General features: G+C 53.4%; 13 protein-coding genes and 3 pseudogenes. 5 read left to right on the top strand and 11 right to left on the bottom strand.

Going from position 1 to position 13,406, the window contains the following annotated elements:
* Positions 1-11: 11 nt before the first annotated feature.
* Genes CTATCC11996_RS06860 through CTATCC11996_RS06845 form a run of 4 tightly spaced genes read left to right on the top strand, consistent with a single transcriptional unit; the run spans position 12 to position 2,468 of the window.
* Positions 12-632, top strand: coding sequence for a hypothetical protein (locus CTATCC11996_RS06860; RefSeq protein WP_003074450.1), 621 nt, complete (start codon positions 12-14; stop codon positions 630-632).
* A gap of 25 nt (positions 633-657) precedes the next feature.
* Entirely contained in the window at positions 658-1,566 is a 909-nt protein-coding gene (locus CTATCC11996_RS06855) for a Fe-Mn family superoxide dismutase (RefSeq protein WP_003074448.1), read from the top strand.
* A gap of 3 nt (positions 1,567-1,569) precedes the next feature.
* Positions 1,570-2,028, top strand: a complete 459-nt coding sequence (locus tag CTATCC11996_RS06850; protein ID WP_003074445.1) for a chromate resistance protein ChrB domain-containing protein — start codon at positions 1,570-1,572, stop codon at positions 2,026-2,028.
* 23 nt (positions 2,029-2,051) lie between these two features.
* Complete coding sequence (locus tag CTATCC11996_RS06845; protein WP_003074443.1) at positions 2,052-2,468, top strand: hypothetical protein; 417 nt, start codon at positions 2,052-2,054, stop codon at positions 2,466-2,468.
* 662 nt (positions 2,469-3,130) lie between these two features.
* Here the strand turns inward: CTATCC11996_RS06845 and CTATCC11996_RS24840 are convergent.
* The 3 genes and pseudogenes from CTATCC11996_RS24840 to CTATCC11996_RS25460 all read right to left on the bottom strand — a co-directional run.
* Positions 3,131-3,655: pseudogene (locus CTATCC11996_RS24840) on the bottom strand (IS5 family transposase); the annotation flags it as partial.
* A 276-nt stretch (positions 3,656-3,931) separates the two neighbouring features.
* The gene (locus CTATCC11996_RS25465) at positions 3,932-4,537 is read right to left on the bottom strand and encodes a hypothetical protein (RefSeq protein ID WP_138983842.1); all 606 of its coding nucleotides are present in this window, start codon (positions 4,535-4,537) and stop codon (positions 3,932-3,934) included.
* 594 nt (positions 4,538-5,131) lie between these two features.
* Positions 5,132-5,638 (bottom strand): hypothetical protein, encoded by a 507-nt coding sequence (locus tag CTATCC11996_RS25460; RefSeq protein WP_138983841.1) that lies wholly within the window; start codon positions 5,636-5,638, stop codon positions 5,132-5,134.
* Between the two features lie 94 nt (positions 5,639-5,732).
* Here CTATCC11996_RS25460 and CTATCC11996_RS25690 point away from each other — a divergent pair, with 94 nt between their 5' ends.
* On the top strand, positions 5,733-5,909 hold the full coding sequence (locus tag CTATCC11996_RS25690) for a hypothetical protein (protein ID WP_003074437.1): 177 nt from the start codon (positions 5,733-5,735) through the stop codon (positions 5,907-5,909).
* 399 nt (positions 5,910-6,308) lie between these two features.
* Here the strand turns inward: CTATCC11996_RS25690 and CTATCC11996_RS06825 are convergent, their stop codons facing one another.
* The 8 genes and pseudogenes from CTATCC11996_RS06825 to CTATCC11996_RS24825 form a co-directional block, all read right to left on the bottom strand.
* On the bottom strand, positions 6,309-6,680 hold the full coding sequence (locus tag CTATCC11996_RS06825; protein ID WP_003074435.1) for a hypothetical protein: 372 nt from the start codon (positions 6,678-6,680) through the stop codon (positions 6,309-6,311).
* A gap of 48 nt (positions 6,681-6,728) precedes the next feature.
* Complete coding sequence (locus tag CTATCC11996_RS25455) at positions 6,729-6,998, bottom strand: hypothetical protein (RefSeq protein WP_138983840.1); 270 nt, start codon at positions 6,996-6,998, stop codon at positions 6,729-6,731.
* Positions 6,998-7,741 carry a hypothetical protein gene (locus tag CTATCC11996_RS26125; RefSeq protein WP_236597833.1) on the bottom strand — a complete coding sequence of 248 codons (744 nt, stop codon included), beginning with the start codon at positions 7,739-7,741 and terminating at the stop codon, positions 6,998-7,000. Before CTATCC11996_RS26125 ends, CTATCC11996_RS25455 begins: the two co-directional genes overlap by 1 nt.
* Before the next feature lie 165 nt (positions 7,742-7,906).
* Positions 7,907-8,806, bottom strand: coding sequence for a hypothetical protein (locus tag CTATCC11996_RS06815; RefSeq protein ID WP_042438385.1), 900 nt, complete (start codon positions 8,804-8,806; stop codon positions 7,907-7,909).
* Entirely contained in the window at positions 8,803-11,769 is a 2,967-nt protein-coding gene (locus CTATCC11996_RS24835) for a hemagglutinin repeat-containing protein (RefSeq protein WP_080569835.1), read from the bottom strand. Before CTATCC11996_RS24835 ends, CTATCC11996_RS06815 begins: the two co-directional genes overlap by 4 nt.
* A gap of 10 nt (positions 11,770-11,779) precedes the next feature.
* A pseudogene (locus CTATCC11996_RS25450) lies at positions 11,780-11,983 on the bottom strand (transposase); the annotation flags it as partial.
* 71 nt (positions 11,984-12,054) lie between these two features.
* Positions 12,055-12,462: a hypothetical protein gene (locus CTATCC11996_RS25445; RefSeq protein WP_138983839.1), complete on the bottom strand. Its 408-nt coding sequence runs from the start codon at positions 12,460-12,462 to the stop codon at positions 12,055-12,057.
* 16 nt (positions 12,463-12,478) lie between these two features.
* Positions 12,479-13,402 (bottom strand): annotated as a pseudogene (locus CTATCC11996_RS24825) (IS5 family transposase).
* Positions 13,403-13,406 lie beyond the last annotated feature (4 nt).

Raw genomic sequence — 13,406 nt, 5'->3', positions numbered from 1 at the left:
TGGAGAGTACCATGCAACGCATCTTGATTGGTATCACCGTGGCTGCGCTGGCTTCCAGTGCGAGTGCGCTGGCTCCAGGCTTCGATGGCACTGTCCTTGGCGCATCTCCTCACTATTGGAGCTGCGGCGTCACTGGCGGAGGTACACCCCATTGGGTCATCACTACCGAGCCCGGCTCCACTCACTCTGACAGGGTGTTGCTGCAGGATGGGCGTGGCACCTATCCCTGGTGCGTGAAAGTCGGAACCTCGATCACCGACGGCTTTGTCGAAACACGGTTCAAGCCCCTGGCGGGCCGGGAAGACCAGGCAGGCGGCGTCGTCTGGCGCTGGAAAAACGCCGACAACTATTACGTCGCCCGCGCCAATGCTCTGGAGAACAACGTCTCGCTGTATTACGTCGAGGGTGGCAGTCGCAAGACCATCAAGTACATCGATGCGCCAGTGGCCCCTGCCTCCTGGCACACCCTGCGAGTCGAATTCTCCGGAACGCATATCGCGGTTGCGCTGGACGGCAAGCTCTACATCGAGTTGGACGACAGCCATATCTCCGGCCCTGGCGCTGCTGGCGTCTGGACCAAGGCCGATAGCGTGACCGCCTTCAGTCGCTTTCACGCGGGTTCAAGCAACTAACGACATCCCCACACAGGAGCATCCCATGGATATGCAACCCCGCCCCCTTGCCCTGAACCCGGCGACCCTCAACGGCCTGTCGGAGAATCTGATCGTCAGTCACCACGCGAACAACTACACCGGGGCCGTCAAGCGCCTGGGCGCCATCCGTCAGCAGTTGACCCAACTGGACTGGCCAAGTGCGCCGGTGTTCACGGTCAATGGACTGAAACGCGAGGAGCTGATCGCCGCCAACTCGGCTTGGCTCCATGAGCTGTACTTCGACTCGTTGGGCGGTGACGGCGCCTTGCCAGATTCGGGCCTGACCGTAGCCTTGGCGCGCGACTTTGGCAGCACCGACCGCTGGCGCGCGGAGTTCACCGCACTGGCCAAGGCCATGGGCGGCGGCTCGGGCTGGGCACTGTTGTCCTGGTCTAACCGAGAGTCACGGCTGATCACCCATTGGGCTGCCGACCACACGCATCTGCTCGCCGGGGCTACGCCGATCCTGGCGCTGGACATGTACGAGCACGCCTACCACATGGACTTCGGTGCCAAAGCGGCCTCCTATGTGGATGCCTTCATGCAGAACATCCGCTGGAAGGAAGTTGCGCGGCGCTACGGTACGGCCGTCGAGGCCGACGCGCTGCCCTGGTCGGTGCCTCCCGAGGCCGTTCGAGGCAGCGTGCAGCTCATCGACGTGCGCAGGGCCGCAGGCTACGCAGGGGCCGCCGACCGCGTGGCTGGGGCCACGTGGCACGACCCCGCCCGGTTGGCCGAATGGAGCGCTGAGCTCGATGTATCCCAACCCGTCCTCGTGTACTGCGTGCACGGCCATGAAGTCAGCCAGTCCGTGGCGCTCGCGCTGCGGGCACGTGGCTTCGATGCGCGCTATGTGGCAGGTGGCATCGAGGCCAGTCGCGCTGCCGGTGTGGCGCTGGATGCGAAGGAGTAAACCATGCAATGGATCACCCGCGAACGGCCAAAGATCGACCGCATCGCCTGCCCCTGGCTGATCGCACGTTTCATCGACAAGGCTCCCGAGTTTCTCTATGTGCCTGCCAGCGAGGTGCTGAGCACCGCCAAGGCCACTGCCGCCATCCCCTACGACATCCCGAATGTCGAGTTGAGCCACGTGGGCGAGTTGTGCAGCTTCGACGCCTTCCTGGCGAAGTACAAGCTTGACGACCCGGCGCTGCTCCAATTGGCTTCCATCGTGCGCGGTGCTGATACATCGCAACTCGACCTGACACCGCAATCCGCAGGGCTCTACGCGCTGTCGCTGGGCCTTTCCCACAACTTCAGCGACGACCACGAAATGCTCCAGCACGGCATGGTGATGTACGACGCGCTCTATGCGTGGTGCCGCTCTTGCCAAGCCGAGACGCACAACTGGCCGCCGACCATGACTGCCTAGTCACCTAGACCGAGACCATCAAAATGTTTGCCTTCTCCCTACAACCCCAGGCCCGTCATCGAGCCTTGGTCTCCCGGCTCGTGCTCGCCGTATGTGTTCAGGCTATAAGCCTGACTGCCGCTTCAGCCGCAGTTGGGCATGGCGAGCTCACCGGCTCGCAAATTCACGCCGCAATCGTCGGCAAGTATGTGACCGATGACCACCATTGGGGGCACAAGTATTTCCCTGATGGGCGCGTTGAGCGGCTTGAGAACGAGCGATTGAAATCAGCTCACTGGTCTATCAAGAACGACCGGCTGTGCTTGCTGCAACCAGAGATCAGCAAGGTCGAACCGATCTGCTACCGAGTGGTGCGTGACGGGAAAGAGTTGCAGTACGTGGATGACAGCAACTATGTGGTTTTCCGAGGCCTGGTGAGGCCCATGCCCAAGCGGGGGTAAGGGACGCGAAGGGGCATACATGCGCTCCATGTCTTCCGCTTCATGAACGGTGACTACAAGCTTTGAGCGGCCACAAGGATCACTGTAGCCCTCTCTTTTCTCTCTCAGTTGAGGCCACAGTCAAACTCAGTGCTCGGAGGACTGCTATAGAGTGGTCTCGTTAGAGGAATCTTGACTGAAGCAAATAGTGCTGATGTTCAAGGTGTATGAGTGGAAGCAGGTGTTCTTGCCCAATAGTTAAGACCAATACAGCAAGTCTGAAAGGGCTAGGTCTCAGCGATAAAAACTGATGACGGTACTTTTGACGGTAAGGCCATTTTTCATAGAAACTCTAGTCAGTCCAGCGTAGCGTATTGAAGTGCGAAGAAGACCGACATGTTGTTTCAATTGACAATTGAGTGGGAATAAAGCGCTGTCGTGAACTGACACGCAAGCTTTAGACTTTTGCTCATGCAAGCCCGCGATATCGCGGGCTTTTTTCATTTGCCATCCGGTGCCGCCTGGAAATGGCAGCTCATGCGAAGTCAGCGGCACTAGAGGTCTGTGTCGCCGCCGGGCTGGAGGGTGAAGCTGTTGCCTGCCGCTATGTGGGTGTTTCAGTTGACGGGGGCGCTGTTGCATAAATCAAGTTTGAGGCGAGCCTCCCCAAACCCCGGCAGTGGCTAGGCCACGGCTGCCGTCTGAGGACGGCCCAACTCAGTGAATCGGTTCAATATGGCTGCCCTGATATGCAGCTCGTTGACTTGGCGCTCAAAGGTGCGAGACATCACTCGTTCACCCAATCGTTTAATGCAGTTCATCTTGGTCTCCACCAAGCTTCGCCGGTGGTAGCCAATCCAGCGCATCCAGATGCTTCGACCCAGCCGCCTGCACGAGTCAATCGCAGCATTGCAATACCCAACACAGCCCCCTGCGGATTCGAGCATTCTTGCGCGCAGGAATGATGGCAATGGCGCCGTGCCTGACGACCGCGTCGTAGGCAGGCTGTGTGTCGTAGGCACCATCGCCAGTAAGGCTCTTGAGCGCTTCATCTGGCGGTAACTGCTCTAGTAAGTCTGATACATCACTAACGTTATTGCTCGTCACGCAGATTGCTCGAATCTGCCATCAATATCTATGTGCAGCTTGCGCCACTGACGGCGGTATTCAGCACCGTGCTTTTTGCACTTCCACTCGCCTTCACCCAGAATCCAGTTCGTGGTTCGATAGCGAGGTTTATTGGGATGACTCATGCCGCAAGCCTACGGCCTGCGGCGCAGCGATTTATGCCACAACGCCCTGTAGATCTGCAGTCTGCTCCTCGTTTCAAGCACAAGCATCTGAATCGTCTTGGCAGACAGGTCAGTCAAAAGTTACTGATCAGCGCTTGCGTTGATGGGAAGTCCCTGTAATGCAACAACGCCCTTAAAAATAATGACTTATTATCAAAATACATATTAAATAGAAAATACACTCACAAATACTCAGATAGGCATCCGAAGATTTCTCCAATAATCATAGCCTTTACGTAAATAACCCTCAGTCTTCGTACCATTAATCAGTCCGAAAGCAACTGAATGAGCAACTCGAACAGGATTAATTGACACAAATCCCTGACCATTCAATACAGGCTGGCCATAATCAGCATATTTTTTACTTCCTAAGCATTGCTCCCATTTAAGTGAAGTATTGTTTTTGAGTGCAACATCTCCATAGTACATGCCAACATAGAGAGCCAATGATTTCGCTTCATCTGTCAAATCCCATGTAGGAAGTTCAATTTTTGAATGTATATCGAATCTATTTCTAATGTTATAAACCTCTTCTGGCGTGTAGTCCCGTTTACTAATCTTTTTAGCAAACCATTCACCAAGGCCATCTAGTGATTCTGGTGAGTCATCTGCTTCCCAACTTTCAAAACCGGGGGTATTTCCGATTAACTGCATCAACTCTTCAATGCAATAAGGTTTGATCTCCATAAACCACTGAAAAAATTCTTTAAGCTTCTTTTTATCCATCGCCAGAAAAATCTCCGAATTGGGAGAATAATTAGTTCCAGGTCGGATGGTGTAATTGTTTGTGTTTTGCATATTTAATGAATTATCACTTTAATACCAGCATTCGTCAATGCTTTAAGCAAATCTACGGACGGCCCCTTACCAGTTAGCAAGTATGCATAGAAATTGCAGAAAACACTATTAACTGGATTGCTAAGCAATAGCCCCGTTTCTTTCGACACCTGAATTTTCGTTTCTGCATCAAGTGACGTGCATCCCACCTTTGATCCATTAGCGATACCGTTTGGAGTAACGCTGTTGCATAAATCTGATGCCAGCATGCGACGACCGCCGCATTGCGGTACACAAAGGCATCGCCTTTGCGTGCACACGCACTCCTTCTCGGGGGATGATGGGTATGCCCTTCCTTAAAACTGAATCGCTGCATCCGAGAACTTCGAACTACGCCCGCGTTTGCCACTGGCTGGAGCAAGCTGTCGCTGGTCAGGGCCGCGACTTGCGCGGGCGGCCGGGGCTACCCTGGGCAACAGCCCCCAGGTTTGGGCCACGGTCACGCCCGCATCCATCAAGGCTTGGTACTGGGCTTCATCGCTGGCATGGCCGTCCAGGAAGCGTTGGCCCGTGAGTAAGGCAACCTGCTCGCAGATCAGCTGTTGGGCATCTAGTTTAACTAGACGGCTGAAGTGACATAACCCATGGTCTATATTCTGGAGTGCCCCATTTTCCCGGGAAATCGGGGAAAAAGACAAAACCAAAGTCAGTACGCTGTCTATAAATGAGAGTATCTACCGTCGAGAATTGCTCTTCTGGGAAAATACTACTCCAAACAATTGACTGAAAAATCTTTAGATTCTTTTTGTAGTCTAAATATTCACATCCTTTTTCTTTGTACAAACTTGTTGGAATATTTATGCCAGGCAGCGATACATCTCCAAAAGGTATATTTAATGTCATGCAAAATTCCATGGCCTCTTTTCTTAAATTCCAGCCAATTTCTGTCCCGATATCTGATTTTGAGTACGGGGCAATCCATTTTTTTATGGCATATAAAGCGTGATCTAATTTTTTTAAGTCGAGAGAATCAAATTCTTCAACATACCCATAATTTTCAGCCTCGCTTGAGGACAATGCCTGCATGACTCTATTTGCATGGCTAAGGCTGATATCAATCATTTGTATATACCCATATTGATGAAGTGTTTGACCAGCACAACAGTGGCAAAGAGGTCGCGGCAGACAAGGCCTACCCAGCTCGCAGCAGCAGGATATGCTAGCCGCGCTGGGACTCAAGGACGGAGTGCAGCGCAAAGCCGTGGCGGGCCATCCGCACAGCGACTGCCAAAAGCGCTGCAACCAGCGCATTGCCAGACAGCGAGCCCGGGTTGAGCATGTGTTCGCCGGTATCCGTCACCTGGACGGCAAATTTGTGTGCACGATTGGCTAAGCCCGAGCAAGTGCGGCCATGACAATGATGGTGGCCTGCTACAACCTCAAGTGTCTGGCGTCGTTTGTTGAGTGAGGTATCAATTCATTCTTCAAACCATCGCCCTCAAAGAACCAGCTGCGTATGCAAGCGGCGAAAACATGAGAGCTGCGTGCCGGAGGGCCAAAAAACGTCTGAAATTTGAGCCTCAAACGCCAGTGGCATGCTCATCAGCACTACCGACAAGCAGGACAATTGGATATTCGAGGGTTTCGAGATACTCCCTCTAGAACTACTAGTCTGTTCCTCGTTTCAAGCACCTGGATCGTCTTGCCAGACAAGTCGGTCGAAAAGCGCTTGCATTGACGGGAAGTCCCTGTAATACAACAACGGCTCATGGATATTGAATAAGCTTCGAATTCAATCGCTAAATTTGTAGAAATCCTTATTCAGCCATTTATCATCGTATGCAGCAAGCACTTTTTCATGGCCCCGACCTGTAGCGATCGCTGCTGGATCGTTGAAAAGCTCAAATTCTAAGGTTCTTTTAATATTTTTCCACCCCAAAATATGCATCAAATATGCCAATGGTTCATCGCTAATCATCCGCTTGAAGTACATTTTTAATAGCAATGCTTCAAATTCACTTTGATATTCTGGTGCCTGCTCAATGATGGATAAACACTCACGATAGTGAGGCTCTGCAAGTTCAAATGAGAACTGAGTATCGAGCACATTTTCAGCTTGTACAAGCTCTACTTGAAGAGCATTGACTAATTCGTTTTCAACCATACGCCTCCATGCGATGCCGCTACATGACAGATTTTCTAACAAGGCCACCTAAGCCGCAACATCCCTTTCAGGAAAAAAAGAATTAAATAACCCATTCCCTGCATCAACATGAATTCGTCCGCATGAAGGACAAAGGTAAACCGCTTTTCTTACCTCATCAATAAGTGCATAAAATTCATCACCGTTAACATTTTCTGATTCATCTAGGCTATCGGCAATTTTCTCAATTCGAGACTCTGGAATAAGAGCCATCTCAAAGCTAGGCGTTCCATTAGAAAGATTCATTAAATATCCGCAGCGACATGCAAATTTAGGCATTATTTAACTTCCTGTGGGTCGATTGAAACGAATAATCTATCCATCTGATTTTCGGAAAATATTATCTGAATATTCCGAGCAGTTAGCTTATCCCATGTTCTCGCAGTAACTGTCGCCATGTCCGCATTTGCCATACCACCAGCGGCGCTGCCCGTACCAAAGGCTAGTACGCTCGTCAACGCGGCCGCTGTGCTTGGCTCAACCCCTTGTCCAATCAGATAGCCTGCCACATGCGGCGCAGCAACACTAGTGAGCCCTGCACCTGCCGCACCGGCCACTCCACCACCCAATCCGCCAAGTAGTGCATGGCCACCAGCGCGGCATGCACCATCCGGACCCCAGCAACGCGCCTCTTCTTCATTTTTGGCATTGGCAAATCGAGTATTGGCATATTCACCCCATGACTTGGCCGACTGCTTGCCAAACTCCGCGGTGATTGCCACCTGCGCATCGATGTCGCGCTGCACCTTGTTCTGATCAAATATCCGCTCGATACCCGTGGCATCGCCCGTGCGCACGCTCTGGTCGCCAGCAATGCCGGAGATCCCCGCCGTGGTGGTGCCTTGGGCACTGCCGCTGTCCTGGCCTACGCCGAATCCCGCGCCCTTGACGCCGAACTTGCCCGCGTCGTTGCCCACGCTGGCATTGACCCCCACGGCCTGGCCTTCGTAGCTAGCTTGGTTGTGCAGGTCGCTGGTGGTGAGTGCGCCTTCAGTATTGAAACGGTTCTTGCCCTGCTCCACCGCCGTCTGGTTGCTGGCGATGACAGCGCCCTTGAGGTCGGTATCGCCAGGCTGGAGCGGATTTTCTTGAAGCGCTGCTCACTCCAGAACCTTCACAAAGCATCAACTGCGTCAGTTCCTGGAGCAACTAATGAGAAGGCATCAGCGACTTCGGGACCTCAATCCTTACTCGCTGATGGATTCCAAAACCTGTCGCCAATTTCCGTCCAATGGCTGACGCAGAATGTATTGCTGTTTGAGGACTGCTAATTCCAGGCGCAGCAGATTGATGCTGCCAAACAGATTAGTGCCATCCTTGTTGTCACTAGGCATGCCTCGTAGTTCTGGATTACGTATTTCATCGAAAAATGCTTGAAATTGCTCGACCGCTTCACTAGACAAAGGACTATCACCCGCAGCCTCAATAGCATTGCACAGTACCTGTAGCCATTGCTGGTGCACGTATGTGTGCTTAAATTTACGACGGATGTTTTTAAGTAAAAACTGTGCTTTATCTACTCGACCAGCCAACAGGCATAAGCGCACGCAACGCAGATACCAGCTTTGCGACATATAGATCCAATTGGCAGTGCCTCCGTGCAATGCGGTTTCCGCAATTTCATCGGCGGCTTGCAGTAGGTCGACGGCATTCAGTTCACTGTCATCGCGTACGGCGCGTGACAGGCAGGCTGCTGCCAGGGTTTCGCCGTGGTTGCCGGGGTAGACCCCTTCTACTTTCCAGCCCCGGCAACCCGAGCCCGGTACGTATTTGGTGGTCCGATCGGCCTCAGGGTCTATGCTGAATCGCTCATCGGCCAATGCACGATCTGCCGCTTCGTTGGCCCAGTTCAGAAATATCTTGCTGTATTCGTGCTCGGGATAAACTACCGCTATAAAAATGAAATTAACAAGATCATCCTCCACAGCATTACTTGGCATAGCCAGCATATGCCAAGTAGAAAATCTTCCGCCTTTCTCCGCCACTGACTTCATAACCCCCGGATATCCAGAAGTTCGCCCCCATTGATTCAAATTTCCCGTTAATTGCTCATCAACTTCTTTTTTCCATCGCTCAAAATACTTCATTTAACTCTTTCAAATGTAACGACACGAGAGACAGTTGTCCCCATTCTTTGCAAAAGGACATCATCCACTCGACCTGCGGTCTTGGCTGCATTATTGACACTAGTGTAGAGCTCCACCTGATAGGTTTTATCTCGTAATTGATCCAAAAGAATTTTCTTTGTATCTGCATCTTTAACCGTATTTTCAATACTATCCCGAATTACATTAAGATTCCTATTCAAAGTTCCCATCTTACTCTCCCCCAGCGCCGTTAGTGCACTGTCACCCGCCTTGGCTTCGCCAATCACCAGTTGCGGCTGACCATTCACCATCTTTGCATAGGCGATGTCAATGCCATTATTATTGCCAGTTTTGGAACTCAGGATTCCGATAAAATCCTTTCCTGCCTCGTCCTTTACAAACTGTGCGGCAGAGTTTTCTAGATTAGCACCTGTTGCACTTATATTCCCTTCGACCTTGTAACCATACTGAGGAGCGGCCTCAAATACCTTTACCGCTTTACCTTCAAAATCAGAAACAACACCCAACGGTTTGGAATAGATAGTAGCTGTTTCAGCTGTTAGGCGACCATACAATGCAACCACGCCCTTAAAAGCACTACTTATAATTTTATTGCCCAAAAGTATCTCTTCGAACATCGTGTCAGGCTTGACACTGTTACGGATCGCATAGAACTGGTTGAGCTCTTGGATGCTGGCCTTTTCATCTGCCGTGCAATAGCGTGGCGGCGAGCAGGCTGTATTCAACTCGGCAAGCACGGATTTGAGCGATTCTTTGTCAAAAACGCTCCGGCATTGGTCGTTGACCAAGCACATACCCGCCTCTTTGCGCTGCGTTTCATCAAGCTGCTTGTACTCCTGGGCAATTTGCTTGCGCTCTTCATCCGTTTTGGCATTAGCTAGCTTTCTGTCTTTTTCTCGAGCTTGATTGTGAGTGAGGTAGTTATTGGTAACTTCATTACCCGCAGCAGCTGCTCCACTGGTTCCGCCCACCACAGCACCTGCAGCCGTACTGGCTGCTGCAGTGAGTACATCAGCCAAGGTGCCAGTAATGCCGGCGTCACTGAGTGCATGCGCCACTGCGGGTGCCGTGAGAGTACCGACCGCAGCCCCCGCTGCTCCACCAACACCGCCCGTCAGTCCGCCGATCACCGTGTGCGCAGCCAGGCGCAGGCTGCCGTTGTCTCCCCAGGCATCTTCCAACTTCTTGGCTTGGGTCTCCAGTTCTGAGCGACGCTGTGGGTCGCTTTCCGCTCTGGCCTGTTCTCTCAGTCGGCGGGCCTCTTCTGTCTGCGCTTGGGCATAGTCCCCCACGGCCTTGCTGGCCTGCTTGCCAAACTCCGCCGTGATCGCCACCTGCGCATCGATCTCGCGCTGCACCTTGTTCTGATCAAAGATCCGCTCGATGCCCGTGGCGTCACCCGTGCGCACGCTTTGGTCGCCGGCGATGCCGGAGATACCCGCCGTGGTGGTGCCTTGGGCACTGCCGCTGTCCTGGCCTACACCAGCTCCCACGCCCTTGACGCCGAACTTGCCCGCGTCGTTGCCCACGCTGGCATTGACCCCCACGGCCTGACCTTCATAGTGGGCGCTGTTGTGCAGGTCGCTGGTGGTGAGTGCGCCTTCGGTATTGAAACGGTTCTTGCCCTGCTCCACCGCCGTCTGGTTGCTGGCGATGACAGCGCCCTTGAGGTCGGTGTCGCCCTTGACGTTGACCTGGAAGCCCCCATCCCCTGCCTGTATGCCGCTTTGCTCGGTAACGCTTTGGTAGTTGCTGTTGACCTTGCTCTGGCCCGCATTCAATCCGCCGCCAATGGGCACGCCTGCGGGGCTGATGGTGAGGCTGCCGCCCACCGTCTGGTTGCGGCTGGCGTAGCTGCTGCTGCCCTGCAGGCTTTCGAGTTTGAGGTCGCCACCGACTTCGGCCACCACCTGTTTGCCGCTGACCACGGCCCCCTTGAGCGTGGTGTCGCCACCGGACTGGAGGGTGACGCTGTTGCCTGCGGCTATATGGGTGTTGGTGTGGGTGAGATCGTCACCGGCCTGGTTGCCACGGCCTTTGCTGGCACTGATGGTAATGCCGGTTTGCCCTCCCACGCTCACGCCGATGCTGCCGGAGCTGGAGCTGCTGCGGCCGCTGAGGCTGGCCGTATTCTGAGCCGCCTGCAGACGAATATCGCCTTCTGCGGCCAAGTTGGCGTCCTGGCCGGCAGTGATATCCGAGCCGCGAACCAGGATGGAGCTGTCCGCCCCCGCCCCTTGGGCAACGATGTTGACATGACCGCCGGCTTTGACGGTGCTGCCACGTGCGCTGTCGCTGGTTTGTGCCGTGTTGCTCTGGCTTTTGCTGGAGCCCAGGCTGACGGAGATGGAGGCGGCCTTGGAGGGGTCGCCGCCGGCCAGCGCCTTGGCAGCGCCCTGCAGTTCGCCCACGGAGTTCTTGACGTTCAACGCCGTCGCCGCTGCTGCCAGGGCCTGCATGCGGCCTCTGCTGGTGTTGCGGGCGGCATCCGCCATGTTGTCGGCTGTCTGTATGGCGCTGATGACGGGGCTGCCGATGCTGACGCTCAAGCCACTTTGCTTGAAGCGTTGCTCGGTGGCGGAGCTGCCGGTTTCGCGGGCCTCGACGATCTGAACCTCTTTGGCCACGACATTGACATCGCCCTTGGGGGCCATGACGTCGCTGCCGACCTGCTGGTAAGCATTGCCCGCAATGATGTTGACATCGCCGCCCACGCTGCCGACCGTAGATGCAGCGGCCGTGGTGTGAGTGCCCGTCTGATCGGCACTTTGCATGCGGCTGCCGATGGTAAAGCCAATGCCTCCGCCGCCGCCAAAGATGCCGCTCTTGGTTTCCTTGCGGTAGTGCTGTTCGCTGGAGGTTTCCTGGGCAGCGGCGATGGTGACGTCTCGGCCTGCCTGCAAGGTGGTTCCGGTGTCTGAGACGACATGGCTTGCCGTCACGGCCGGCCGGCAAGGCCATGCCGCTGTCTAAAAAAAGATTCTTAATGCTCAGACAAAACTGGATGACCGCATCCGAGAACCTCGGGCTGCGCCCGCATTTACCGCTGCTAGCAGCAAACCATGACACACCTTCTCCCGGCCAGATTTTCAGGGCGCCTCGGACTCTAAGTACAGCGTTGTACTGTTTCCAGTTGGTGGTGCGACAACGGGGTTTGCCATGTGAACGCTAAGTCCGTGCCCGACCTATCTGACGCCACGTGACAATTCATACAACTACGCCTCAATTTAGTTGAAAACTATTTCACATGCACTTAAATGGAAAAAAATCCCATTGCTTAATTTTATATTTTCGCCATCAATTTTAGCCAAAATAGAACCATTTGCAGATGCTCCCTCATCAATATCTTTTTCCCATCCTTCTAAATCTCCACTATAATTTAATGCGTAAAAAAATGTACCATCAGGTATTCTTATAAAACAACCACTCTCGCTAACACCTCCAAATTTTGCAAATGGAGGATTCGTGTGATTTGTAATTTTTCGAAATTGCTTTTTATGATCATCTTTCTTTTCAACGGAAAAATAAATCACACCGGAACCTTCTTTTTTTATGATTCCAGGAACCACAAGGTCACTGATCCGCTCTACTTTTCCACCCAAAATATCTTCCAGACTTTTATTTAAATTTGTCATAATAAAATCTATTTTACTAAGCAGCGACTGCCGTCTGAGGACGGCCCAGCTCAGTGAATCGGTTCAATATGGCTGCCCTGATATGCAGCTCGTTGACTTGGCGCTCAAAGGTGCGAGACATCACTCGTTCACCCAATCGTTTAATGCAGTTCATCTTGGTCTCCACCAAGCTTCGCCGGTGGTAGCCAATCCAGCGCATCCAGATGCTTCGACCCAGCCGCCTGCACGAGTCAATCGCAGCATTGCAATACCCAACACAGCCCCCTGCGGATTCGAGCATTCTTGCGCGCAGGAATGATGGCAATGGCGCCGTGCCTGACGACCGCTTCGTAGGCAGGCTGTGTGTCGTAGGCGCCATCGCCTGTAAGGCTGTTGAGCGCTTCATCTGGCGGTAACTGCTCTAGTAAGCCTGATAGCACCGAAGCATCACTGACGTTATGGCTCGTCACGCAGATTGCTCGAATCTGCAAGATGTCGGCATCAATATCTATGTGCAGCTTGCGCCACTGACGGCGGTATTCAGCACCGTGCTTTTTGCACTTCCACTCGCCTTCACCCAGAACTTGATGCCCGTGGAATGAGCCAGCAGGTGCAAGCCTGCTTTGCAGGGGGAGTACGGAATCTGAACATTCAAATCTCGCTGCCGCCTGCACAGGGTGCTGAAGTCAGGAACTGGCCATGCAAGGCCGCACAGTTGTAGCACCGACTCCACCAAGCCGGTGGTTTGTCTGAGAGCTAGCCCGAACAGGTTCTTGAGCGTCAAGCAAAATTGAATGGCAACATCAGAGAACTTCGGGCTTCGCCCGCGTTTGCCGCTGGCAGCGGCAAACCAGACCATCCGCTTGTCCATCCAAATTGACAGAGAGCCTCGAACCTTGAGAGCCGTGTTGTATTGCTTCCAGTTCGTTGTTCGATAGCGAGGTTTGTTGGGATGACTCATGCCG

The sequence above is a fragment of the Comamonas testosteroni ATCC 11996 genome (genome assembly GCF_000241525.1).
In the GTDB taxonomy this organism is placed as follows: Bacteria; Pseudomonadota; Gammaproteobacteria; order Burkholderiales; family Burkholderiaceae_C; genus Comamonas; species Comamonas testosteroni.
This window is presented reverse-complemented; position numbering and strand designations above follow the sequence as displayed.